This window comes from Cytobacillus sp. ABV4_503, from assembly GCF_056158445.1.
In genome coordinates, this window is the sequence record NZ_JBSWTH010000001.1 from 4,918,389 (window position 1) to 4,943,582 (window position 25,194).

General features: G+C 42.6%; 28 protein-coding genes. 27 read left to right on the forward strand and 1 reads right to left on the reverse strand.

The genetic code is table 11. The annotated features are described in order from the left end of the window. Positions 1–156: 156 nt before the first annotated feature. The 10 genes from ACXAD1_RS24520 (at position 157) to rsmI (ending at position 7,385) form a co-directional block, all read left to right on the forward strand. Positions 157–1,593, forward strand: a complete 1,437-nt coding sequence (locus ACXAD1_RS24520; protein WP_206845888.1) for an aminotransferase class I/II-fold pyridoxal phosphate-dependent enzyme — start codon at positions 157–159, stop codon at positions 1,591–1,593. A 20-nt stretch (positions 1,594–1,613) separates the two neighbouring features. After that, positions 1,614–2,240: a dTMP kinase gene (gene tmk, locus ACXAD1_RS24525; RefSeq protein WP_474911249.1), complete on the forward strand. Its 627-nt coding sequence runs from the start codon at positions 1,614–1,616 to the stop codon at positions 2,238–2,240. A 167-nt stretch (positions 2,241–2,407) separates the two neighbouring features. After that, positions 2,408–2,737, forward strand: coding sequence for a cyclic-di-AMP receptor (locus ACXAD1_RS24530; RefSeq protein WP_009336682.1), 330 nt, complete (start codon positions 2,408–2,410; stop codon positions 2,735–2,737). Positions 2,738–2,779: 42 nt separating this feature from the next. Next, the gene (locus ACXAD1_RS24535; protein WP_206845886.1) at positions 2,780–3,220 is read left to right on the forward strand and encodes a YaaR family protein; all 441 of its coding nucleotides are present in this window, start codon (positions 2,780–2,782) and stop codon (positions 3,218–3,220) included. 13 nt (positions 3,221–3,233) lie between these two features. Next, entirely contained in the window at positions 3,234–4,241 is a 1,008-nt protein-coding gene (gene holB, locus ACXAD1_RS24540; protein ID WP_474911250.1) for a DNA polymerase III subunit delta', read from the forward strand. Then, entirely contained in the window at positions 4,234–5,061 is an 828-nt protein-coding gene (locus ACXAD1_RS24545) for a PSP1 domain-containing protein (protein ID WP_009336679.1), read from the forward strand. Before holB ends, ACXAD1_RS24545 begins: the two co-directional genes overlap by 8 nt. 12 nt (positions 5,062–5,073) lie before the next feature. Further along, complete coding sequence (gene yabA, locus ACXAD1_RS24550; protein ID WP_474911251.1) at positions 5,074–5,439, forward strand: DNA replication initiation control protein YabA; 366 nt, start codon at positions 5,074–5,076, stop codon at positions 5,437–5,439. Between the two features lie 75 nt (positions 5,440–5,514). Beyond that, positions 5,515–6,255, forward strand: a complete 741-nt coding sequence (locus tag ACXAD1_RS24555) for a tRNA1(Val) (adenine(37)-N6)-methyltransferase (RefSeq protein WP_370223857.1) — start codon at positions 5,515–5,517, stop codon at positions 6,253–6,255. Continuing rightward, entirely contained in the window at positions 6,245–6,529 is a 285-nt protein-coding gene (locus ACXAD1_RS24560) for a GIY-YIG nuclease family protein (RefSeq protein WP_206845883.1), read from the forward strand. The genes ACXAD1_RS24555 and ACXAD1_RS24560 overlap by 11 nt, the downstream gene beginning before the upstream one ends. Continuing rightward, positions 6,507–7,385 (forward strand): 16S rRNA (cytidine(1402)-2'-O)-methyltransferase, encoded by an 879-nt coding sequence (gene rsmI / locus ACXAD1_RS24565; protein ID WP_206845882.1) that lies wholly within the window; start codon positions 6,507–6,509, stop codon positions 7,383–7,385. The genes ACXAD1_RS24560 and rsmI overlap by 23 nt, the downstream gene beginning before the upstream one ends. A gap of 50 nt (positions 7,386–7,435) precedes the next feature. Here the strand turns inward: rsmI and ACXAD1_RS24570 are convergent, their stop codons facing one another. Continuing rightward, complete coding sequence (locus ACXAD1_RS24570; protein ID WP_009336674.1) at positions 7,436–7,720, reverse strand: AbrB/MazE/SpoVT family DNA-binding domain-containing protein; 285 nt, start codon at positions 7,718–7,720, stop codon at positions 7,436–7,438. Between the two features lie 841 nt (positions 7,721–8,561). On the opposite strand from ACXAD1_RS24570, the gene metG reads away from it, so the two are divergent. The 17 genes from metG (at position 8,562) to ACXAD1_RS24655 (ending at position 25,008) form a co-directional block, all read left to right on the forward strand. Beyond that, on the forward strand, positions 8,562–10,514 hold the full coding sequence (gene metG, locus ACXAD1_RS24575; RefSeq protein WP_206845880.1) for a methionine--tRNA ligase: 1,953 nt from the start codon (positions 8,562–8,564) through the stop codon (positions 10,512–10,514). 214 nt (positions 10,515–10,728) lie between these two features. Then, the gene (locus ACXAD1_RS24580; protein WP_206845878.1) at positions 10,729–11,496 is read left to right on the forward strand and encodes a TatD family hydrolase; all 768 of its coding nucleotides are present in this window, start codon (positions 10,729–10,731) and stop codon (positions 11,494–11,496) included. Positions 11,497–12,152: 656 nt separating this feature from the next. After that, positions 12,153–13,346 carry a G5 and 3D domain-containing protein gene (locus tag ACXAD1_RS24585; RefSeq protein WP_206845906.1) on the forward strand — a complete coding sequence of 398 codons (1,194 nt, stop codon included), beginning with the start codon at positions 12,153–12,155 and terminating at the stop codon, positions 13,344–13,346. A gap of 210 nt (positions 13,347–13,556) precedes the next feature. Further along, positions 13,557–14,117, forward strand: a complete 561-nt coding sequence (gene rnmV, locus ACXAD1_RS24590; RefSeq protein ID WP_206845877.1) for a ribonuclease M5 — start codon at positions 13,557–13,559, stop codon at positions 14,115–14,117. After that, positions 14,110–14,988: a 16S rRNA (adenine(1518)-N(6)/adenine(1519)-N(6))-dimethyltransferase RsmA gene (rsmA, locus tag ACXAD1_RS24595; RefSeq protein WP_370223852.1), complete on the forward strand. Its 879-nt coding sequence runs from the start codon at positions 14,110–14,112 to the stop codon at positions 14,986–14,988. Before rnmV ends, rsmA begins: the two co-directional genes overlap by 8 nt. A gap of 296 nt (positions 14,989–15,284) precedes the next feature. Further along, on the forward strand, positions 15,285–16,169 hold the full coding sequence (gene yabG, locus ACXAD1_RS24600) for a sporulation peptidase YabG (protein WP_280516137.1): 885 nt from the start codon (positions 15,285–15,287) through the stop codon (positions 16,167–16,169). 316 nt (positions 16,170–16,485) lie between these two features. Then, a complete protein-coding gene (gene veg, locus ACXAD1_RS24605; protein ID WP_009336667.1) occupies positions 16,486–16,749 on the forward strand; it encodes a biofilm formation stimulator Veg in 264 nt (87 codons plus the stop codon). A 117-nt stretch (positions 16,750–16,866) separates the two neighbouring features. Beyond that, on the forward strand, positions 16,867–17,040 hold the full coding sequence (locus ACXAD1_RS24610) for a small, acid-soluble spore protein, alpha/beta type (RefSeq protein WP_026041722.1): 174 nt from the start codon (positions 16,867–16,869) through the stop codon (positions 17,038–17,040). A gap of 319 nt (positions 17,041–17,359) precedes the next feature. Continuing rightward, the gene (ispE, locus tag ACXAD1_RS24615) at positions 17,360–18,229 is read left to right on the forward strand and encodes a 4-(cytidine 5'-diphospho)-2-C-methyl-D-erythritol kinase (protein ID WP_206845903.1); all 870 of its coding nucleotides are present in this window, start codon (positions 17,360–17,362) and stop codon (positions 18,227–18,229) included. 59 nt (positions 18,230–18,288) lie between these two features. After that, positions 18,289–19,107, forward strand: coding sequence for a pur operon repressor (purR, locus tag ACXAD1_RS24620; protein ID WP_009336664.1), 819 nt, complete (start codon positions 18,289–18,291; stop codon positions 19,105–19,107). Between the two features lie 24 nt (positions 19,108–19,131). Further along, positions 19,132–19,506 carry a 2-iminobutanoate/2-iminopropanoate deaminase gene (gene ridA, locus ACXAD1_RS24625; RefSeq protein ID WP_206845875.1) on the forward strand — a complete coding sequence of 125 codons (375 nt, stop codon included), beginning with the start codon at positions 19,132–19,134 and terminating at the stop codon, positions 19,504–19,506. A gap of 187 nt (positions 19,507–19,693) precedes the next feature. Continuing rightward, positions 19,694–19,984 (forward strand): septation regulator SpoVG, encoded by a 291-nt coding sequence (spoVG, locus tag ACXAD1_RS24630; protein ID WP_009336662.1) that lies wholly within the window; start codon positions 19,694–19,696, stop codon positions 19,982–19,984. Between the two features lie 272 nt (positions 19,985–20,256). Then, on the forward strand, positions 20,257–21,630 hold the full coding sequence (glmU, locus tag ACXAD1_RS24635; protein ID WP_206845874.1) for a bifunctional UDP-N-acetylglucosamine diphosphorylase/glucosamine-1-phosphate N-acetyltransferase GlmU: 1,374 nt from the start codon (positions 20,257–20,259) through the stop codon (positions 21,628–21,630). 27 nt (positions 21,631–21,657) lie between these two features. Then, the gene (locus ACXAD1_RS24640) at positions 21,658–22,614 is read left to right on the forward strand and encodes a ribose-phosphate diphosphokinase (protein WP_206845873.1); all 957 of its coding nucleotides are present in this window, start codon (positions 21,658–21,660) and stop codon (positions 22,612–22,614) included. Positions 22,615–22,777: 163 nt separating this feature from the next. Further along, positions 22,778–23,428: a 50S ribosomal protein L25/general stress protein Ctc gene (locus ACXAD1_RS24645; protein WP_206845872.1), complete on the forward strand. Its 651-nt coding sequence runs from the start codon at positions 22,778–22,780 to the stop codon at positions 23,426–23,428. Positions 23,429–24,086: 658 nt separating this feature from the next. Further along, entirely contained in the window at positions 24,087–24,647 is a 561-nt protein-coding gene (gene pth / locus ACXAD1_RS24650; RefSeq protein WP_206845870.1) for an aminoacyl-tRNA hydrolase, read from the forward strand. Positions 24,648–24,777: 130 nt separating this feature from the next. Next, positions 24,778–25,008 carry an anti-sigma-F factor Fin family protein gene (locus ACXAD1_RS24655; RefSeq protein ID WP_474911252.1) on the forward strand — a complete coding sequence of 77 codons (231 nt, stop codon included), beginning with the start codon at positions 24,778–24,780 and terminating at the stop codon, positions 25,006–25,008. Positions 25,009–25,194: the final 186 nt, after the last annotated feature.

Here is a 25,194-nt window from a genome sequence, read left to right on the forward strand (position 1 = left end):
AAATCTAATTTGGGTGTATGTCTATAAAGGATTTCTTTCATAAATTTGCCTGATGATTCAGGGACTGGCGCAGATATCGCCCTCATGTTTCTTTTATAGCAAGCGTATACTTGATTTGTTAAAATAAGAGAAGAATCTTAGGAAAGTGATGAAGATATGAATCACGAACAGACTCCATTATGGGATCAATTAAAAAAACATGCTTCACATCAGCCGGTATCTTTTCATGTGCCGGGACATAAGAACGGTCAACTTTCAGGCGGTGAGGGAGCAGAATATTTTAAAGATATTTTAAAGCTCGATGCTACTGAGCTCAGCGGACTGGATGATTTGCATTCTCCTGAAGGAGTCATTTTGGAGGCGCAAAAGCTGCTTGCCGATTTGTATGGTGTTCCAAAAAGCTTTTTCCTTGTTAACGGATCGACCTCAGGAAATCTCGCCATGGTCATGTCAGCCGCAAAGGAAAATGAGACTGTACTTGTCCAGCGGAATTGTCATAAGTCCATTCTTAATGGCATTACATTGGCTAAGGCTAAGCCTGTCTTTTTAGCGCCTGAATTTAATGAAGAGTGGGGCGTTGCCGGGGGAGTAGCTTTAGAGACCGTTAAAGAGGCAATCAGACAAAATCCGGAAGCAAAAGCCCTTGTCTTAACCTATCCTAATTATTACGGAATGGTGTTTGACCTTGAAAGCATTATTGAGTACGCTCATAATCATGGAATCCCCATACTGGTGGATGAAGCACATGGAGCACATTTGATCGGGGGAAAAGATTTTCCTGCTTCGGCCGTTCAGCTTCAGGCAGATCTGGTTGTACAATCCGCACATAAGACTCTGCCTGCTATGACGATGGGGGCTTATCTGCATTTTAATAGCCATTTAATAAAGGAAGAAAGAGTGTCCAAATTTCTGGGGGTTCTCCAATCAAGCAGCCCTTCCTATCTCATTATGGCATCTCTTGATTTGGCAAGAGCCTATTTAGGTTCCTTTTCGGCAAAGGATGAGGAAGTACTGCTTGAAAAAATCAGGCAGTTCAGGAAGAAACTAAGTAAGGTAACAGGAATTAAAGTTTTGAATTTTGAACATCAAAACGGTGACCCTTTAAAAGTGACCATCCAGTCGGAAACCGTTCTTAGCGGGTTTGAACTGCAGATTCTTCTGGAGAAGCACGGGATTTTTACAGAAATGGCAGATCCAGATAATGTCCTATTTGTTTTGCCTCTTTTAAAAAAAGATATGGATTATCCATTAGAACGGGTTATTCACTGCTTGGAAGAAGAGTTGAAATCATATGGACCTGCAGACCGCCATGATAAAATCCCTTTCAGTAAAAGGCCTGTCTCTGGCCTTGCCCTGGAGCAAAAGGAACAAGAACGTCGCGCCATTAAAACGGTGGCTCTGGAAGAGGCCGCCGGCAAAATATGTGCACAGCAGGTAACTCCTTATCCGCCAGGCATTCCGCTATTATTCCCTGGTGAAATCATAGAAGGGGAAGACATAGCAAACATAAGATTTCAAATTATGGCCGGAGCACGGTTCCAAAGTGGGGAAAATATAAAAAGAGGCAGCATTCACGTTTATCAGGATGTATAACAGCAGCTGGAGGAAGTAAAATGAAAAAAGGTAAGTTTATTACGGTCGAAGGACCTGAGGGTGCCGGAAAAACAACGATTATTGATATGCTGGCAAGCAATCTGGCAAAGGAAGGCTATCAGGTTCTTCAGACAAGAGAGCCTGGCGGAATTGAGATTGCAGAGCAGATCAGAAGTGTCATACTTGATAAAAATAATACAAAGATGGATCCAAGAACAGAGGCACTGCTATATGCTGCAGCCAGAAGGCAGCACCTGGCTGAAAAAGTAAAGCCAGCGATGGATAAGGGATTCATCATATTATGTGATCGGTTTATTGATAGTTCACTTGCTTATCAGGGCTATGCAAGGGGCCTCGGCATTGATGAAGTATACTCTATAAACAGCTTTGCCATTGAAGGCATGATGCCTGAACTGACGCTGTATTTTGATATTGAACCGGAGGATGGGCTGGACCGAATCAATCAGCATAAAGGCCGGGAAGTGAACCGCCTGGACCTGGAAAAGCTCGACTTTCACCACAAAGTGCGGGAAGGCTATTTGAAGCTAATGGAGCTTTACCCGGAGCGCATCACTAAAATCGATGCATCGAGGCCAGTGGAGGAAGTGTATCAGCAGGCGGAGCGCAAGCTGAAAGAACTAATATAAAAATTCGCCTTAAAGATTATATCTCTTTAAGGCTTTTTTAATAAACTTGCTGGCCAGTTTTCAAAATAATTTTTCCGGTATTCCCTTAATTTCTGCTTGAAGATAAAATAATTGATATAATAAAAGTAAGATAAAACGGATCAAAAACTTGTAAAGGGGATGGGCTTATGAAATTAATTCTGGCAGTCATTCAGGATCAGGACAGCAATAAGCTAATGAATGCGTTGGTTGACAATAATTTTCGTGCGACAAAATTGGCCAGCACGGGCGGATTCTTGAAATCAGGCAATACAACGTTCATGATTGGGACAGAGGATATCCGTGTGGAGAGAGCCCTGCAGATAATTAAAGAAAATTGCAGAGCTAGAGATCAGCTGGTAGCACCTGTATCGCCAATGGGCGGAAATGCGGATTCTTATGTGCCTTACCCTGTAGAAGTCGAAGTTGGCGGTGCGACGGTATTTGTCCTGCCGGTTGAACAATTCCACCATTTTTAATACATTCAAAGGGAGCTTAAGACCCTTTGCGGAGGATTAGGTATGAAAATTAATCAGGAACTTCGGCTCAAGATGGAAAATGTCCGCAATGAGCAGAAGCAGGCGGCCGGAAGCGGCGTTAAATTTTCTGAAATGGTACAGAAGCAGGACCAGAAAATGCAGGCTTCTCAGCTTCAGGGTCTGTTGAAGGATATAGATGCCGCTGGAGAACGGCTGGCGCGCTCCAGAACCTTTAAGGATTTAGCCAAATTTAAAACGCTTGTGAAGCGGTTTGTGAAGGAAGCCGTTGACTTTGGGATGGAGCTGAAGCAATCGCACAGCTGGAACCAGCATGGACAGGGCCGGTCTCTGAAAGTAGTAGAAACGGTTGATGAAAAGCTGTCAGAGCTGACGGATGAACTAATGAAAAAAGAAGAATCATCTATCGATATACTGGGGAAAGTCGGCGAGATTAAGGGACTTTTAATAAATATATATATGTAAGTGAGTGATCATTGTGGGAAAAACGTGGGAACAGCTGGAGGTCATACAGCCAGTTGTATTGAAAATGTTTAAAAATAGCATAGAGAAGGATCGGCTGGCCCACGCCTACTTATTTGAAGGGATGAAAGGAACGGGAAAGCGGGAAGCAAGCATGCTTTTGGCGAAAAGCCGATTCTGTCTTGAGCCGCTTGATGGGTATGTTCCATGTGAAACATGTTCAAACTGTAAGAGGATCAACAGCGGCAATCACCCTGATGTTCATATCCTTGAGCCGGACGGGCTTTCTATCAAAAAAAGTCAGATTCAAAGCCTGCAGGAAGAGTTTTCAAAGACCGGGGTGGAATCTAAACGCAAGCTTTATGTGATTGTACATGCTGATAGAATGACAGTTAACGCTGCCAACAGTTTGCTTAAATTCCTGGAGGAACCCCATGCAGAGACGACCGCTGTGCTTATTACCGAGCAGTCGCAGCAGATGCTTCCTACTATTCTATCCCGCTGCCAGACCATTTCTTTTAAACCATTATCTCCTGCAGAAATGATTCAGCAATTAAAAAATAATGGAGTGGATCCTGCCCAGGCACCATTATTTGCACAAATTACCAATAATTTGGATGAGGCTTTGCAATATAGTTCTGATGATTGGTTTGTACAAGCACAAAAAATAGTGTTAAAATTATATGAAGTGGTGAAGAAGAATCCGCTTGAGGCGATGGTTGCCCTGCAGGAGGATTGGTTCTTGCACTTTAAAGAAAAAGAGCAGATTGATCGCGGCTTGGATCTATTACTTCTTATTTTTAAAGATTTACTATATATTCAGCTTGGGAAACAAGACCAGGTTGTCCATCTGAACGAACGAAATCGTTTAGAGCAGTTTGCACTGCAATCTTCTACAAAGCGTCTGACGGAACAGATGACGGCTGTTTTGGAAGCCAAAAGAAAATTACAGGCAAATATGAATCCGCAGCTGTTGATGGAACAGCTTGTGTTAAAATTGCAGGAGGGATCTTCCTTTGTATGATGTAGTAGGAGTGCGCTTTAAAAAAGCGGGCAAGATTTATTATTTTGATCCCGGAGATCTCTCAATACAAAAGGATGACTTTGTCATTGTCGAAACTGTCCGAGGCGTAGAATACGGAAAAGTGGTAATTGCCCCGAAGCAGGTCGATGAACATGATGTTGTCCTCCCATTAAAAAAGGTTCTTCGTATTGCAGATCAAAAGGATCGCATGATTGTCGAGGAGAACAAGCAGGCGGCCAAGGAAGCATATGAGGTCTGCTGTGAAAAGGTCCATACACATCAGCTTGATATGAAGCTGGTCGATGTTGAATATACATTTGACCGAAATAAGGTCATTTTCTACTTTACGGCTGATGGCCGGGTTGATTTCCGCGAGCTTGTCAAAGACCTCGCAGCCATCTTCCGGACAAGGATAGAACTTCGCCAGATTGGTGTGAGGGATGAAGCAAAAATGCTGGGCGGAATTGGCCCATGCGGAAGAATGCTCTGCTGCTCCACTTTCCTTGGTGATTTTGATCCTGTATCCATCAAAATGGCAAAGGACCAGAATCTATCGTTGAACCCAACGAAAATATCAGGATTGTGCGGACGCTTAATGTGCTGCCTGAAGTATGAAAATGATGAGTACGAAGCAGCAAAGGAACAGCTTCCGGACCTTGGGGAATGGATTCAGACCCCTGATGGAGCTGGAAAAGTGGTAGGCTTGAATATATTGGAGCGTGTTCTGCAGGTTGATGTGAAAGAAGCGGAGCGAGTCCTCGAATATACACTGGATGAAATTTTAAAACAAGGTGCTGTATCAGTTCAGTCCACAGATTAAGAGGTGGAAGTCGTGGATAAAAAAGAAATCTTTGACTCAGTGAGTAATATGGAAACCCAAATTGGAGAGTTATATCAGCAGCTTGGTGAGTTAAAGCAGCATTTGGCAGAAATACTTGAAGAGAATAACTCTTTGAAGCTGGAAAATGAACATTTAAGACGCCATTTAGACATATCTGCGGAAAAGGAAAGCACATCGGCGAAAAAAGGCAAATCAGAGCAGTCTGCCGATGATGATAAGGTAATTGATATTGGAGAGGGCTATGATAACCTTGCCCGCCTTTATCAGGAAGGGTTTCATATTTGCAATCTCCATTTCGGCAGCCCTCGAAAAGAGGGAGACTGTCTGTTTTGCTTGTCTTTCCTGAATAAGAAGTAAATTTTAGCCTTCCTGATGATGGGAAGGCTATTTTTCCATAGAAGCAAAGAATCAGAGAAGCATGGAGGATCAAGAATGGATTTTTTAAAAGAAGGGGAACGTCTGGACTATTTGCTGGCTGAAGATATGAGAATTATTCAAAGCCCGGCCGTTTTTTCTTTTTCACTGGATGCTGTCCTGCTGGCCCGGTTTGTATATGTGCCGATTCAAAAAGGCAATCTCATTGATTTGTGCAGCGGAAATGGCGTGATACCGCTTTTTTTAAGCACAAGAACAAAGGGGGCCATTACAGGCGTAGAAATTCAGGAACGTTTGCATGATATGGCGGTCAGAAGCATTGAATACAATAAGCTTCAAGAGCGGATTAAGATGATTCACGGAGATATTAAAGAAATACATCAGGTTTTAGGTTATGGAAAATTTGATGTTGTGACCTGCAACCCGCCCTATTTTCCTACACCTTCCCGGGAGGAAATCAATGAGAATGAACATTTGGCGATTGCCCGCCATGAAATTCTCTGTACACTGGAGGACGCGATTAAAGCGTCAAGCGGGCTGGCGAGACAGGGAGGCAAGGTGGCATTTGTGCACAGGCCGGGCAGGTTCCTGGATATTGTCACGCTGATGCGCAAGTATAAGCTTGAGCCGAAAAGGGTGCAATTCGTCTATCCGAAGGCCGGAAAAGAAGCGAATACCCTGCTGATTGAGGCGGTCAAAAACGGAAATCCGGACCTGAAAATCCTGCCTCCTTTATTTGTATATAATGAAGAAAATGAATACACATCTGAAATGAGAGAGATTTTATATGGAGAATAGCCATTATTTTTACGTTCTCCATTGCCGTGATGGCAGCTTGTACGCGGGCTATACCAATGATCTTGAAAAACGGGTGAAGGCCCATAATGAAGGAAAAGGGGCGAAGTATACAAGAGGCAGAGGGCCGGTGGACCTGGTCTTCTTTCGATCCTTTTCTGAAAAGGGCGAAGCGATGAGAGCCGAATATGAATTTAAGCAATGGCCCCGGAAAAAGAAAGAAGAGTTTTTAATGAAAGAGGCTGGTGGTACATATGTGGCAGCAAAAAAGCTTTGAACACGAAGAAACAAAAGGAATCCTTTATTTAGTCCCGACTCCGATCGGCAATCTGGAAGATATGAGTTTCAGAGCAGTTAGGATTCTGAAGGAAGCTGACTTTATTGCGGCGGAGGATACGCGCAATACGAAGAAGCTCTGTAATCATTTTGATATTGCAACACCCATTATCAGCTATCACGAACATAATAAGGAGGCAAGCGGGCAGAAGCTGCTTGACAAAGTGGCCAATGGCGCAAAGATTGCCCTTGTCAGTGATGCAGGAATGCCTGCGATTTCAGACCCGGGCTTTGATCTTGTAGTGGCGGCTGCTGAAGAAAAGCTGACAGTGGTGCCCCTTCCTGGTGCGAATGCTGCCCTGACCGGCCTGATTGCTTCCGGCATTGATACACAGCCCTTTTATTTCTACGGTTTCCTGAACAGGCAGAAGAAACTGAAGAAACAGGAGCTGGAAAATCTCTCGAAGCTGAACGCAACCATCATCTTATATGAAGCTCCCCACCGCCTGAAGGAAACCCTCTCGCTGATGTCGGATATTATGGGGAACAGGAATATCGTGTTATGCCGCGAACTGACGAAGAAATATGAAGAATTTATCCGGGGAACTGTAGCAGAAGCAATGGAATGGGCCTCAAATGGAGAGGTAAGAGGAGAATTTGTGATTATTATTGAAGGAACTTCCGAGGCTGTGCAGGATGAAGAAACAGCTTGGTGGGAGAATCTTTCGGTTGAAGATCATGTTAGACATTATATAGAAGAAACTGGACTATCGAGCAAAGAAGCCATTAAGCAAACGGCAAAAGACCGGGGAATAAATAAGCGGGATGTTTATCATGCTTATCATATTGAGGAATAAGGCAGCTAGTAAAAAAGCTTCTCACACGCGTGAGAAGCTTTTCTTCATTATTATTTTGCTAATTCAAAAGTGTTTTGAATTTCTTTTAACAGCTGTTCTGCACCGTCACGGCTTAGAATTAATTTGCCGTTTGCTAATGAGATATTTTCATCAGATACTTCCCCAGTAACTTGGCAAGTCATGTTTGGCTTGTACTTTTTAAGGATGATTCTTTCGTCATCAACGTAGATTTCCAAAGCGTCCTTTTCAGCAATTCCAAGTGTACGTCTTAATTCAATAGGGATAACTACGCGGCCAAGCTCATCAACTTTACGAACAATACCTGTGGATTTCATAATAAAAGTCTCCTCTCAAATCTCCAATAATATTTTTCTCTATCTATGTTGTTTCGTCATTATTCGACAAAATCTTTATTACATTTATAATACCAGCCATTCCCATATACGTCAATTACTTTATTTTGAATTAAAATAGAAAATTTTAGGATATAAGTTGAAGGGTTGATATAACAACGTTTTTTAAGAAATTAAGAAGGTTTAATATAGAAAGGAGGAAGAACCAAACAAAAATTAGTAATATGACTCTTTTCGACATTTCGACAAAATTCTACAATATTTATACTTTTACTATAATAATATTCGAAAGTTAATTTCCTTTTTTAGGGTTAGTAAATAAAAAAATTTAATTTAAGAAAAATCCTGCCATCCCTTTCTGCCTATTGGTTGCACAATTTCAAGTTTTTAGGTATATTTTGATGGTATAAGAGGTTATGCTGACGAATATAACTTCTTGTAAAATATTGATTTAGCAGGCCCAAAACGGCACGATTTTCTGATTAATACTCTCGTCCAAATTGGGCGGGATTTTTTTACAGAGATAAGAAAGTATAACTTTGAACTTCGATAACTGTCTAGCTCCAGCGCCTACCCCCTCGAGGTCACAAGCCAAGCCTCCCAAAAAGGTAAAGAACACCTTTCCGTGAGGCTCGTCTTGTGCTTGAGGCCCCCAGGATGGGGGTCATGCAGACGTTGCCACAGGACGTGGAGTTTTTAGTCTGCGTTCCATCGTGACCAAGGCGCTTGCGCTTTTCTTAGTATCCATTATGAGTCAGACAAAAGCATAGCTGCATATATATATGCACCCCATGCTTTCTTAAAAAATGAGGGAGGGAATCTTGTGGAGGACAAATTAAAGACGTTTTATTTAACCACTCCAATTTATTATCCTAGCGGAAATTTACATATAGGGCATGCCTATACAACTGTTGCCGGAGATGCAATGGCACGCTACAAGCGCATGCGCGGCTTTGACGTTATGTACCTGACAGGTACGGATGAACATGGACAGAAGATTCAGGAGAAGGCAGAAGAAAAAGGGGTAACACCGCAGCAGTACGTAGATGAAATTGTCGCCGGCATCCAGGATCTCTGGAAGAAGCTCGATATTTCCTATGATGACTTTATCCGTACTACTCAGGACAGACATAAGCAGATCGTAGAAAAAATCTTCGCTCAGCTTGTAGAACAGGGTGACATTTATCTTGGCGAATATGAAGGCTGGTACTGTACACCATGTGAGTCTTATTACACAGAACGGCAACTTGTAGATGGAAACTGCCCTGACTGCGGACGTCCCGTTCATAAAGTTAAAGAAGAATCCTATTTCTTTAAGGTAAGCAAGTACGCTGACAGGCTTCTGCAGTATTATGAAGAAAACCCATCTTTCATACAGCCTGAATCCCGTAAGAATGAGATGATCAATAACTTCATTAAACCGGGTCTCGAGGATTTGGCGGTATCCAGGACCACTTTTGACTGGGGAGTGAAAGTGCCGAATAATCCAAAGCATGTTGTTTATGTATGGATCGACGCACTATCAAATTACATCACAGCGCTTGGCTATGGAACAGATGATGATTCCAAGTATCTGAACTATTGGCCTGCCGATGTACACCTGGTAGGGAAGGAAATTGTGCGCTTCCATACAATTTACTGGCCAATCATGCTGATGGCATTGGATCTGCCTCTTCCTAAAAAAGTGTTTGCTCATGGCTGGCTTTTGATGAAGGACGGAAAAATGTCCAAATCAAAAGGAAATGTAGTGGATCCTGTTACCCTTATCGACCGATATGGTCTTGATGCTCTTCGCTATTACCTGCTTCGCGAAGTGCCATTCGGCGCAGACGGAGTGTTTACGCCAGAAGGTTTTGTGGAAAGAATCAACTTTGATCTTGCCAATGATTTAGGAAACCTTTTAAACCGGACGATTGCGATGGTTAATAAATATTTTGACGGTGTCATTCCGGCATATAAAGATTCAGACGGAGAGTTTGACCAGCAGCTGCTGCAAATGAACCGTGAGACGGTTTCCAAATATGAGGAAGCTATGGAAAAAATGGAGTTCTCTGTTGCCCTATCTGCAGTTTGGCAGCTTGTCAGCAGAACGAATAAATATATAGATGAAACGCAGCCTTGGGCTCTTGCCAAAGAGGAAGAGAAAAGAGAAGAACTTGCGAGTGTAATGGCTCATCTGGCGGAATCCCTGCGCAGAATCGCAGTGCTTCTGCAGCCATTCCTGACACGTACGCCAAAAGAAGTATTCTCACAGCTGAATATAAACGAAGAAGCATTAACATCCTGGGAAAGCCTTGAAACATTCGGCCTGATTCCTGAAGGCACAAAGGTATTAAAGGGAGAACCGATTTTCCCTCGCCTGGATATTAATGAAGAAGTCGAGTTCATTAAAACCAAAATGCAGGGATCTGCTCCTAAAGTGGAAGCAAAAGCAGAGGAAAAGCCGGATAGTGAGGAAATCACAATCGATGACTTTATGAAGGTCGATTTAAGAGTGGCTCAGGTCATTCAGGCTGAACCGGTGAAAAAAGCTGATAAGCTCTTAAAGTTACAGCTTGATCTTGGCTATGAAAAGCGCCAGGTCGTTTCCGGGATTGCCAAATACTATAAACCGGAAGACCTGGTCGGCAGAAAAGTCATCTGCGTCACAAATTTAAAGCCTGTTAAACTTCGCGGTGAGCTTTCAGAAGGAATGATTTTAGCAGGAGGAAAAGACGGAGAACTTTCACTTGCCACAATCGCTGAATCCCTTCCATTGGGTGCAAGGGTAAAATAATATTATTTATTTCTCCTGTTTAAAATAAAAACATAGAAGTGTTAAGCGTATACCGTGGGCATTTCTATGTTTTTTATTTTTGGAAAAAAATATTCTTAAAAAGTAATTTTAGGTGATTTTATTTAATTCGAACCATTTTGTTATCACATTATTTTTGTTACATGACTGACATAATAGTAATAGAAAAATAATATGGAGAAAAAGGAGTTTTTTGATGTTTTTCGACACACACGCACACCTTAATGCCGAACAATATAACGAGGATTTACAAGAGGTGATTGACAGGGCCCTTGATGAAGGAATTTCCAACATTGTGGTCGTTGGGTTTGACCGTCCAACTATTGAGAAAGCGATGGAGCTGACTGAGAAATACGATTTCATCTACGCAAGTGTAGGATGGCATCCGGTTGATGCCATCGATATGACAGAGGATGATCTTCAGTGGATTGAAGAGCTTTCCAGCCATCCAAAAGTGGTTGCACTGGGAGAAATGGGCCTGGATTATTATTGGGACAAGTCTCCAAAGGATATTCAGCAAGAAGTCTTCCGAAAGCAGATTCGTCTTGCGAAAAAAGTTAAGCTTCCCATCGTTATCCATAACCGTGATGCGACAGCCGATATAGTCGAAATCCTTAAGGAAGAAGGAGCGGGAGAAGTAGGAGGCATCATGCATTGCTTTAGCGGCAGCCCTGAAATTGCCAAAGAGTGTGTGGATATGAACTTTTTTATTTCACTTGGAGGTCCGGTGACATTCAAAAATGCAAAAAAGCCAAAAGAAGTAGCCGATGTTATTCCGCTTGAAAAGCTATTGATTGAAACAGACTGTCCCTATCTTACTCCTCATCCATTCAGAGGAAAACGGAATGAACCTAGTTATGTCAAGCTAGTTGCAGAACAGATTGCAGAAATAAAAGGACTTTCGGTAGAAGAAGTTGCACAAGCAACCACAGAAAATGCAAAAAAATTATTCGGCATAAACTGATATCTCTTTTTGTCGAAACCTGTGGGAGCTTGTCCAAATTTTTTCTGATTCTAAAAAGTTCTACATGTCTCTTTCTTCTCATAGGATAACCATGTCGATAAGTCTCTCTTTCCTTTATCCTGTTTTTTTTGCATAATAGGAAATACGTTTACGAGAGGGCTTGCCATTTACTAGAAAAGCGGAAGCTAGAAAGTTCGAAAAAGTGCTGTTCCAGCACCCCTGCCGATCGAGCGGAAGGCGTTTGCTGCAAGTTGAGGAGCGTGACAGATAGAGAACCGGCAGTCTGAAAACTTGAGGTACTTCCGGAAGTGCTCCCGCTTGCTGAACGCCTGATCGGCAGAAAATAAGGGATTACCAAAAAGACGTAAAAATCCCTAAATCAAAAAAAGAAGGATTTTTCAGATGAGTGTGGAAAAGTATAAATCCAAGGCAAGCATCATCGAAAACGGGGCATTTGCAAGAAGGCATGCATAGAGAGGAGCTGTCTTTCATACATAGAGATAGAGTGCAGTTCTATGGATTCAGGCAATCATAGCCCAATGCCTGCATTCACCAGCCTTTCGGAAGCTGGAAAATTGAAAGAGTTGACAGTCGGCAAGATACTCTATATAATCACTCCGAGAGAAAAGGAGGCGTTTTTCATCGTGATTCAAAACATGAAAAACCTGTTATCCAAGTCTTTGAGTAAAAAGAAATTGGCCATTTTTTCTGCTAGTTTAGTAGTCTTTGCTGCTGCCTGCGGTTTCATTGCATATGAAACGACAAAGAAAACAGTAGCACTGACGATAGATGGCCAAGAGAAAGTCATCAAAACGCATGCATCAACGATTCAAGATATATTCGATGATCTAGATATTTCACTTCGCTCAGAAGATTATGTGTTTCCCTCGGTAAACACAGAGGTTAAGGACAATACAGAAATTGTCTATGAACCGGCTAAACAGGTGAACGTTGTAACAGATAACGAGAAGAAAACGATTTGGACGGCTGCAAAGACGGTCGGAGACGTTTTAAAAGAACAGAATATTACTCTGACTGAACATGATAAGGTTCAGCCAAAGCCAGAGGATAAAATTAAAAGCAACCTTGAAATTCAAGTAGAGAAAGCATTCGCTTTAACGCTTAATCATGGCGGCAAAGAGAAGCAGGTTTGGTCAACTTCGACTACGGTCGCTGACTTTTTATCACAGCAGGGAATCAAGATTAATGATTTAGACCGTGTTGAACCAAAGTTGGAAGAGACAGTCAAAGCCGATGACATCATAAAAGTCATTCGAGTTGAAAAAGTCACCGATGTAGTGGAAGAACCAATTAATTTCGCAGTTGTGACAAAGAAGGATAATAGCTTGGCTAAAGGCACTGAAAAGGTGATGAATGCTGGAAAAGAAGGCCTAAAGACGAAAGAATTTGAAGTCGTCCTGGAGAATGGCAAAGAAGTTTCCAGAAAGCTGATCAGTGAAAAGCAAGTGAAAGAAAAGCAGGATAAGGTAGTAGCTGTCGGAACAAAGGTGGCTGCAGCAACACAGGTGGTTTCCCGCGGAACAAGCAGCAAGGCTAGCGGAAAAGAAATATATGTATCATCAACAGCCTATACGGCCAATTGCAGCGGATGCTCAGGCAGAACTGCTACTGGCTTGGATCTGCGTGCCAATCCGGGTGCTAAGGTAATAGCTGTTGATCCAAGTGTCATTCCACTTGGAACGAAGGTCTATGTTGAAGGTTATGGCTATGCCGTTGCAGCAGATACAGGCGGTGCTATTAAAGGCAACAAAATCGATGTATTCTTCTCCTCCAAATCAGAAGCTTACAAATGGGGAAGAAAGACCGTAAAGATTAAAATATTGAATTAATTTTTATTGATGCAGGGGCTTTCCCTGCATTTTTTATTTCCTTGCAGAGAAGGTTAATAATTAACATTTTTCATTTCTCAGCTGCATCATATATAATAAGAACTATTCTTTATTACTATATTCTTCTTACATCTATTTAGACGAATTACATTACAGAAATGTTTCAATTTTTTTTCATTTTTTTTATATTTTATTTTTCATGGAGGAAGTATGAAAATCAAAGAAATTATCGTTGTTGAAGGCAAGGATGATACAGCGGCGATCAAAAGAGCCCTGGATGCCGATACAATTGAAACCAATGGATCTGCCATAAATCAGGAAACCATTGAAAAAATAAAGCTTGCCCAGAAAACTAGAGGGGTAATCGTATTCACAGACCCGGATTTTCCTGGCCAAAAAATCCGGAATACGATCACCAATGATGTACCCGGATGCAAGCATGCCTTTATAGAAAAAGCGGATGCCCTCCAAAAGCATGGCAGAGGAGTGGGCGTTGAGCACGCATCGCCTGAAATGATCCGCCAGGCATTAAAGGACGCCCAGGTTATGCAGGAAACATATGAAGAAACCATTACCCAGGAAGACCTGGTAACCGCAGGCCTGATTGGCGGAGAAGGCGCCAAGGAAAGAAGAGAAAAGCTTGGCAGACTTCTCAAAATCGGCTACACAAACGGCAAGCAGCTTCATAAGCGCTTAATGATGTTTCAGATCAGCCAGAAAGATTTTGCTGAGGCAATCGAAGCTATTCGCAAGGAGGAACAAAATGCATAAAGATATTGCAACGCCAGCCAGAACACGGGCGATTTTGGATAAATACGGATTTTCTTTTAAGAAAAGCCTGGGACAGAACTTCTTGATCGATACGAATATTCTCCGAAGAATTGTCGATCATGCAGATTTAAAGGAAGAGTCGGGCGCCATTGAAATAGGACCTGGAATTGGGGCATTGACTGAACAGCTGGCCCGGAGAAGCAAAAAGGTGCTTGCTTTTGAAATTGACCAGCGGCTGCTCCCTATTTTAGAGGAAACTTTATCGCCATATTCCCATGTATCCATCATCAATGAAGATGTATTGAAGGCAGATGTTAAGACAGCGATTGAACGGGAGTTTGAGGGCTTTGATGATATTATGGTTGTCGCCAACCTTCCGTATTATGTTACAACACCGATTATCATGAAACTGCTCGAGGACAAGCTTCCGATCAGGGGAATCGTCTGTATGCTCCAGAAAGAGGTAGCAGACAGAATTTCAGCCCGTCCTGGGACGAAAGAGTACGGCTCACTCTCCATTGCTGTCCAGTACTATACAGAGGCTGAAACGGCCATGATCGTGCCGAAGACGGTCTTTGTTCCGCAGCCGAATGTGGATTCAGCCGTCATTAAACTGACGAAGCGCAAAGAGCCTGCAGTGACGGTGAAAAGCGAATCCTTCTTTTTCCAGGTGACAAAAGCAAGCTTTGCACAAAGACGCAAGACTCTGCTGAATAATTTAACAAGCCAGCTTCCTGGAGGAAAACAAAAGAAGGAACAGATTCTCTCCGCTCTTGAACAAGCCAATGTCGAGCCTGGCAGAAGAGGGGAAACTCTATCCATCGAAGAATTTGCCCGATTGAGCGATGCCCTGCTGCCGCATTTTTCGTAAAAAATGAAGCCCTGCTGAAAACAGCGGGCCTTTTTTTTTGCCTCAAATTATGAACGGCAATAACTGGCCAGCACCACAAGGAACTCCTCGTCAGCCTTATCATTGCACGGCTATAGCATAGCTTTTAAGATGAATGCTGCCCCCTCGTGAAGTCGGGAGCCGGCAAGGCGCTTCCGCTTTTCTAATTCTACGCACATGTTTATAGACGAATGCATAATTTATGACATAAATAATAAATCACAAACAATAGATCAGAAGCAGCCCGTGTTTACCCTCGGGCAATTGGAGTGACGACATTGACTGTAAATACGATGGATATCGTCGGAAGAATTTCTTATCACTGTGATATTTTATTCCGCGTGATTGATATTAAAGAACAGGGCGGCAAAAAAATGGCCGTATTATTCGGAGAGGATATTCGTCTAGTTGCGGATGCTCCCTGTGAGGATTTAATCGTCATTAACCAGGCGCAGAGGATGAAGCTTGAGCAGGAGTATAGGTCGCTTGAGGAACAGTCCTTCCAGCTTTTCAGGCAGGACCTCGCTCTATTGAGGGAGAAGCAGGAGTATGAGGTGACTGACGGCTACAGCAAGACGCTTAACTATTTTCAGATACCAGGCAGGGTGCTTCACCTGGATGGTGATCCTTCTTATTTAAAGAAATGTTTAAGTGTCTATGAAAAAATAGGCATACCCGTAACAGGAATCCATTGCAATGAAAAGGAAATGCCGATGAAAATCGGACAGCTCATCGATCATTACAGGCCTGATATTCTGGTTGTAACAGGTCATGATGCATATTCGAAGGCAAAGGGGAAAAAATCGGATATCAATGCTTACAGGCACTCCAGGGAGTTTGTACAGACAGTGAGGGAAGCACGCAAAAAAATACCGCACCTTGATCAGCTTGTCATTTTTGCCGGAGCATGCCAGTCCCATTTCGAGTCGCTGATCCATGCGGGTGCCAACTTTGCCAGTTCTCCTTCCAGGGTGAATATCCATGCCCTTGACCCTGTATACATTGTTGCGAAAGTCAGCCTTACTCCATTTATGGAAAGAATCAATTTATGGGATATTTTAAGAAATACATTAACAGGTGAAAAGGGGCTCGGAGGAATAGAAACCCGGGGAGTACTGAGAACAGGAATGCCTTACAATGACGATGATTTAAACGAATCCTAATCAGCAGGCCGTTTGCGTTATATAGCGGCTTGTTTTTTTATGCTTTTCCCCTGGAAACAAGAATTTATTAAGTTTTTTCGAGGAATTTCGCGCAATGTTATTCGACTATTTCCCAGGTAATGAAGTGCAGTCTTATAAGGCTTTCAAAAACCATACATAATCTTTGCCATTTAAGGTAATCCTAAAATTGTTGAAAATTAGAAGAAAAAGTAGAACAAAACATATTGACATTTATTTTTAAACACTGTTATAATTTATATTTTTGTTTGACAGTATTGTGTCAGTGTGATATACTTAACATAGTGAGGTGGACCGAATGGCAAAAACATTATCAGATATTAAAAAAGCTCTTGATTCAAATCTTGGGAAAAGGCTCCTGCTAAAAGCAAATGGCGGGCGCAGAAAGACCATTGAACGCTCAGGGGTTCTGGCAGAAACGTATCCTTCAGTATTTGTGATTGAGTTAGATCAGGATGAAAATGCATTTGAACGGGTATCTTACAGCTATGCAGATGTTTTAACAGAAACGGTTCAAATTACATTCTATGAAGACACATCAGGACAGGTTGCTTTAAGCTAATATATATGACAGCGGGCGGTGAACAAATTGTTTACTGCTTTTTGTTTGCCTTTTTTCATGAATGAAAGGCCCCTTTCACATACTATACATACCGCAGTGCGAAAGGGGATGTTAATGTTGGGCAGAAGACGGGGCGTTATGTCAGACGGTTTAAAAGAAGAAATTGCGAAAGAGCTTGGCTTTTATGATGTGGTCCAAAAGGAAGGATGGGGCGGCATCCGTGCCAAAGATGCCGGCAATATGGTTAAGCGGGCTATTGAAATCGCACAGCAGAACCTTCTTAACAAATAGCATTCGCACAGATTATGTTTAAGCATTAATATGCACTGCGTCAGCCGAAGCTTATGCTTCGGCTTTTCCTTTTATTAAATAGTGTTAACCCTTATATTCCAAGCCATTGCGCTTTTCTGTTTAATTTGTGGTAAAATAGGACAAAAAATGGAGACGCTCTAGAAGAAAAGCACAATACTGCCGCTTATTGCCGGTTAAAATAAAGTCAATACTGAATGAATGTATGGCATTCCCTTTAGAATGAGCCGGCAGGCCAAAGAGCTTCGCTTAATGGAGCTGGACAGGAGTCCGATTTAGAGGAAAGAAGTAGGTGGAAATGTTGAAGGTCATGGTGAAGGCGCCTGCTAAGATCAACTTGTCATTAGATGTTTTACATAAACGGGAAGATGGCTATCATGAAGTGGAAATGATAATGACAACGATTGATTTGGCAGACCGCCTGGAATTAACACTTTTAGATAAGGACGAGATAAGGATAATCTCTCATAACCGATTTGTTCCGGATGATCAGCGAAATTTGGCATATCAGGCTGCACACCTTCTTAAGGAACGGTTTCAAGTGAAAAAAGGTGTATCCATTACAATAGAAAAAGCAATCCCGGTTGCTGCGGGACTTGCTGGAGGCAGCAGTGATGCAGCCGCAGCTCTAAGAGGCCTTAACAAGCTGTGGGATTTGGGGCTTTCATTGGATGAGCTTGCCGAAATCGGGACGGAAATCGGTTCTGATGTGTCCTTTTGTGTATACGGAGGAACTGCTTTAGCTACAGGAAGAGGAGAAAAGATTCAGGAGCTTCCTGCTCCTCCAACCTGCTGGGTCATACTGGCTAAGCCGTTCATTGGCGTATCGACTGCTGACGTTTATAGAAGACTGGATGTAGAGCAGGTACAGCATCCGAATACTGCAGGAATGATCGAAGCGATTAATGCCGGCAGCTACAATGATGTCTGCCGGAACATGGGGAATGTTCTGGAGGATGTAACACTAAATATGCATCCCGAGGTGCTGCAGATAAAAGAACAGATGAAACGATTTGGTGCGGATGCTGTTCTGATGAGCGGCAGCGGACCGACCGTCTTTGGGCTTGTGCATCATGATTCAAGAATGCATCGGATTTATAATGGCCTTAGAGGTTTTTGCGACCAGGTTTTTGCGGTCAGAATGCTCGGAGAAAGACATAAGCTTGATTAAATCCGTATATTAATGGTATATTATCGTTAAAATATTCGGATTTAAATGGGGGTTCCACAATGAAATTTCGCAGAAGCGAACGGTTAATAGATATGACCAATTATTTATTGAACCATCCGCGTCAGCTGGTATCCTTAACTTTCTTTTCAGAAAGGTATGGTTCTGCCAAGTCTTCGATCAGTGAAGATCTCACAATCATCAAAGAAACATTTGAGCAAAGAGGAATCGGCACGCTGCAAACCGTTTCCGGAGCAGCAGGCGGCGTAAAGTTTCATGTTAAAGTAACCGATGATGAAGCCCGGCCATTTGTAGATGAGCTCTGCAGCTTAATTGCCAGTCCGGAAAGGCTTCTTCCCGGCGGCTATCTTTATATGACAGACATTCTTGGAGACCCTTTAATTGTACAGCGTGCAGGAAGGCTCTTTGCCTCAGCCTTTGCAGATAAACCTGTTGATGTGGTCATGACGGTAGCTACAAAAGGGATTCCCCTTGCTTATGCTGCAGCTAATTATCTCAATGTGCCCGTTGTTATCGTCAGACGGGACAGCAAGGTGACAGAAGGATCCACGGTAAGCATTAACTATGTGTCAGGTTCCGCCAAAAGGATTCAGACCATGGTTCTTTCAAAAAGAAGCCTGGCAGAGGGATCCAATGTCTTAATCATTGACGATTTTATGAAAGCAGGCGGAACGGTTAATGGCATGGTCAGCATGCTGGAAGAATTCAAAGCAAACCTCGCTGGCATTGCTGTCCTGGTCGAGGCAGAAAAAGCAGAAGAACGGCTGGTTGACGAGTACCTTTCTCTTGTGCGTCTATCCGATGTTGACGTGAGGGAAAAGAAAATCAATGTAAGTGAAGGCAACTATTTTAAAAAATAATCATATTTTTTAGGGGGAGAATTCATGAAAGTCATTCAAACGAATCACGCGCCGGCAGCAATTGGGCCATATTCTCAGGGAATTACAGTAAATAACCTATTCTATAGCTCAGGGCAAATTCCGCTTACGGCAGAAGGTGTTATGGTTGATGGTGATGTAAAAGAACAGACGCATCAGGTATTTAAAAACCTGCAGGCAGTGCTTGAAGAAGCGGGCGCGTCATTAGATACCGTTGTAAAGGCAACGGTATTTATCAAGGACATGAACGAGTTTGCAGCCATCAATGAAGTGTATGGGGAATATTTCAGCACACACAAGCCTGCGCGCTCCTGTGTGGAAGTGGCACGCCTGCCAAAGGATGCATTGGTTGAAATTGAAGTGGTAGCCCTCGTAAAATAAATAACCGCGTTTATTTTCGCTCGTTCATGTGAACGGGCGTTTTTTAATACAGAAAAGTGCTTTAGCAGTGAATATTTTATTTTGAACAAAATATTCAAAAAATATTTTTTATCTAAGAAGGAGATTCAGGAAATATGTTGAATTTATACAATTAGGATTATATCTTCTCGAAAAGGTGGTGAACAGAATGGAAGTGACAGACGTAAGATTACGCCGCGTTAACACGGATGGACGAATGAGGGCAATCGCATCTATTACGCTGGATCATGAATTTGTTGTTCATGATATTCGTGTGATCGATGGGAATAATGGCTTATTTGTAGCTATGCCGAGCAAACGTACTCCGGATGGGGAGTTTAGAGATATCGCGCACCCGATCAATTCAGGAACGCGCGGTAAAATCCAGGAGGCTGTATTAGCCGAGTACCACCGTTTAGGTGAATTAGAAGTGGAATTTGAAGAAGCCGGTGCTTCCTAAGAAAATATATCAACAAGGGCCTGCTACATAAGTAAGGCTCTTTTTTATTTTAGCTGTGAAAATTCAAGCTCTGAGACCCCCTGTTATTGGCGGTGCTTAGGGCTTTTTTCTATCTTGTTTATTACCCCTCCTGTAAAAATATTAAACCATTTCTTCAGAAAATACCGTTAATGGTAATGACAAATATATGTACTTTGTCATCATTTCTTGAAATAAGAGCCCATTTAAGATATATTCGTTATGGATAAAAAGGTTAAATTGGAGGCCTGTAAATGTCTAATCGATACGCGGTCATTTTAGCCGCAGGCCAGGGGACAAGAATGAAGTCAAAGCTTTACAAAGTCCTTCACCCTGTTTGCGGCAAACCGATGGTTCAACATGTTGTTGATCAAGTTACAAAGCTTAACATAAAAGAAATTGTCACCATTACTGGACATGGAGCGGAAATGGTAGAGCAGCAGCTTGGCTCAAGCAGCAAATATGCTCTTCAGGAGGAGCAGCTGGGCACCGCTCATGCCGTTATGCAGGCCCGCGATATGCTTGAAGGCAAAGAGGGCGTGACGCTCGTAGTATGCGGAGATACACCGCTCATCAAACATGAAACAATGGAAGCGCTTTTCAAGCATCATGAAGAGCTTTCTGCAAAAGCGACTATTTTAACAGCCCATGCGGAAAATCCATTCGGATATGGACGCGTGATCCGAAATGACATGGGAATGGTTGAAAAAATCGTTGAACAGAAAGATGCTTCCGAGGAAGAACGAAAGATAAAAGAAATCAATACTGGAACCTATTGTTTTGATAATAAGGCTTTGTTTGAAGCCTTAAACAAAGTTACAAATGATAATGTGCAGGGTGAATACTACCTGCCGGATGTGATTGAGATCTTGAAAAATGAAGGGGAAGTCGTTACAGCTTACCAGACGGCTGATTTTGGCGAAACCCTGGGTGTCAATGACCGGGTAGCCTTATCGCAGGCAGAATCCTTCATGAAACAGCGGATTAATGAAGAACATATGCGTAATGGCGTGACCATTATCGATCCGTCAAACACATATATTGGAGCGGATGTGAAAATTGGCTCTGATACAGTTCTTTATCCTGGAACCATCATTTCCGGCAATACCATCATTGGTTCTGAGTGTGTGATCGGACCAAATACGGAAATTTCTGATTGCCATATTGGAGAAGGCACAGTGATCCGCCAGTCTGCAGCTCATGACAGCCATATCGGTTCACAAGTGAATATTGGGCCGTTTGCTCACATTCGTCCGCAATCAGATATTCATGATGAAGTGAAAATCGGCAACTTTGTTGAAGTGAAGAAGTCTGTTTTCGGAAAAGGAAGCAAAGCCTCTCACCTGAGCTATATTGGCGACGCAGAAGTAGGCAAGGATGTTAACCTGGGCTGCGGCTCAATCACTGTCAATTATGACGGCAAAAATAAGTACCTGACCAAAATCGAAGACGGTGTATTCATTGGATGCAACTCCAATCTCGTGGCACCGGTAACGATCGGGGAAGGTGCATATGTGGCAGCAGGCTCGACAATTACTGAAGATGTGCCGGGAGAAGCCCTTTCCATTGCCCGTGCACGCCAGGTGAACAAGGAAAACTACACGCAAAAATTAAACATTAAGAAATAAACCGAAATAATTCGATGGAGGCCCAAAATGTCAAACCAGTATTTAGATCCAAACTTAAAGGTGTTCAGTTTAAATTCAAATCGCAAGCTAGCTGCAGAAATCGCCAATGTGATTGGTGTGGAGCTTGGTAAATGTTCCGTAACGCGCTTCAGCGACGGCGAAATCCAAATTAACATTGAAGAAAGCATCCGCGGATGCGATGTATATGTGATCCAGTCAACTAGCTCTCCTGTCAATGAGCATTTAATGGAGCTTTTGATCATGATCGATGCTCTTAAGCGTGCATCTGCCAAGACCATTAACATCGTAATGCCTTATTATGGCTATGCCCGCCAGGACCGCAAAGCAAGAGCACGTGAGCCGATTACAGCTAAGCTTGCAGCAAACCTTTTGGAAACTGCTGGTGCAACCCGTGTGATTACACTTGACCTGCATGCGCCGCAAATTCAAGGATTCTTCGATATTCCTATCGATCATTTAATGGGTGTGCCAATCCTTTCTGATTACTTTAAGAACAAAATGATGGATAGCGACATCGTAATTGTATCTCCAGACCACGGCGGTGTAACACGTGCGCGTAAAATGGCTGATCGCTTAAAAGCGCCGATTGCCATCATTGACAAGCGCCGTCCAAGGCCAAATGTGGCTGAAGTCATGAACATTGTAGGTAACATTGATGGAAAAACTGCCATCTTAATCGACGATATCATTGATACTGCCGGAACGATTACATTAGCAGCAAATGCCCTGATCGAGAACGGTGCATCAGAAGTCTATGCATGCTGTACACACCCGGTTCTATCTGGACCTGCCATCGAAAGAATTGAAAACTCAACAATTAAAGAATTGGTTGTAACAAACTCAATCACACTTTCAGAAGAGAAGAAAACAGACAAGATTGTCGAACTTTCCGTAGCACCGCTAATCGGTGAAGCAATCATCCGAGTTCATGAAGAGCAATCTGTCAGCACTCTTTTTGATTGATCGGCAATTTAATAATCCATCCAGGCTTGCTGTAAAGCAAGCCTGGTCTGCGTTCTTTCTAAAAACAATAAACCTGAAAAAACAAAAACGTTTAGACTTCCTCATTTTAGGGCATTTTTTTATATAGACATGAATTTTTCTAAATGAGGAAGGGGACGTATTTATGACAGCTGTATTGCAAGCAAAAGAAAGAAAAGGTTCACGCAACTCCAACTTAACTTCACTGCGAAAAGAAGGTAATATTCCGGCAGTTGTGTATGGTTCAAAGCTGCAAAGCCAATCCATCTACTTAAGCGAAGCCGATTTTCTAAAGACGATCAAGGAAGTAGGTAGAAACGGCGTATTTTCATTAGATGTAGATGGCAGCAAACATGAAGTGGTGCTTGGTGATTACCAGTCCAATCCGATTAAAAATGCAATTGTACATGCAGATTTTCTTGCGGTGGATATGAATAAGGAAATGACTGCAGATGTACGCGTCGTCTTGACTGGAGATGCAGCAGGAGTAAAAGATGGAGGCGTTATGCAGCAATCCATGCATGAAGTCTCTGTGACAGCGACACCAAATAATATTCCATCTTCCGTTGAAGTGGATGTAACGAATCTGCAGGTGAATGAGACCTTAACAGTTGCTGATATCAAGGCCAATCGAGGCTATGAAATCAATAATGAAGAAGACGAGGTTATCGCATCCATACTTCCTCCAAGACAGGAAGAAGAAATTAACAGCGGTGAAGAACAGGAAGCAGGCACTCCTGAAAATGAAGAAGGCAGAGAAACAACAGCAGATGAAGATAAGACAGGTGAAGAATAAGCTCGAGGGAAGCTATTCTTGCAGGGGCTTGGCAATTATGTCCAGCCCCTGTTTGCTTGGTATTAGAAAAAAAAGCAGTGTAAAAGGGATTCGATGAGTCCGAATAAGGGGCACATTCGGACAGAAAGAGAAGAAAAAGGAGCAACCGAGTCCGAATAAGGGACACATTCGGACAGAAAGAGAAGAAAAAAGAGCAACTGAGTCCGAATAAGGGACACATTCGGACAGAAAGAGAAGAAAAAGGAGCAACCGAGTCCGAAATAAGGGACACATTCGGACAGAAAGAGAAGAAAAAGGAGCAACCGAGTCCGAAATAAGGGGCACATTCGGACAGAAAGAGAAGAAAAAAGAGCAACCGAGTCCGAATAAAGGGCATATTCGGACAGAAAGAGAAGAAAAAGGAGCAACCGAGTCCGAATAGGGGACACATTTGGACAGAAAGAGAAGAAAAAAGAGCAACCGAGTCCGAATAAGGCTCACATTCGGACAGGATCAGATGCCGCAGAGGCAGCCGAGTCTGAACCCGGCACACCTTCCGGCAGATTCTTCTTACCGAATAACACACTTTCTACTATAATGAAAAAGAGAATGGAATAAGTTCAGCGCAAGCGCCAGGTTATTACTGGACGTCTGCGCTTTTCGAATATGGGGTGAGAAAATGAAATTAATTGTAGGGCTGGGGAATCCCGGCAAGCAATATGATAAGACGAGGCACAATATTGGCTTTGATGTGATTGATGTTTTATCGGACCGGCTGAATATTCCTTTGAATCAGGCAAAGCTGAAAGGCGTATTTGGCACAGGTTATGTGAACGGAGAGAAAGTATTTCTGCTTAAACCTCTTACATATATGAATTTATCCGGAGAGTCCATTCGGGCCGTTATGGATTATTTCGAAATAAATGATGACGAACTTGTGGTCATTTATGATGATCTGGATCTTCCTGTAGGCAAGATACGGCTCCGTCAGAAAGGGAGCGCAGGTGGCCATAATGGGATCAAATCTACAATCGCTCATCTGGGATCACAGGAATTTAACAGAATACGAGTTGGCATCGACCGTCCGCCAAGCGGCATGAAGGTGCCTGACTATGTGCTGGGCCGCTTTTCTAAAGAAGAACAGGACATTATGGACGAAACGGCTAAAAAGTGCGCAGATGCCTGTGAGGAATGGTTCAGAAGACCATTTTTACAGGTAATGAACGATTTTAATCAATAATCTTCATATTTTATCAATCTTATCATAGAATAATGTATCTCTACTTTGCCGGCAGCTGCCGGATGCATGAATAATTTCCCTGCCCGAAGTCCATACTAGAATTATGGACAGTTTAACGGGAGGGACAGGCATGGCTATCCACTATCATTGCCGTCATTGCGGAACAAAGATTGGTTCTTTAGAGAACAGCTCTGTTCATTCAGAGCAGCTTGGCTTCCATAAGCTCAACGATCAGGAACGCCAGGAAATGATCTCCTATGATAAAACAGGAGATATGCATGTGAAAGCAATCTGTGAGGATTGCCAGGAATCACTGGAACGCAATCCGGATTATCATCAGCAGGACTTCATTATTCATTAACAAGCTTTGGAGACGATCCAAAGCATTTTTCTATTTCTCCTTTGAGGCAATCATTGTTTTTGATAGAAACCGTTCTATAGATTCTTGTTGCATCCATAATTTATTTAGTAAGATTAATAATAGTTAAAATGATTTTGCAGACTGTCAGTTATCTGGCTCGATGGGCCTGGAATGGCATCTGCTTTT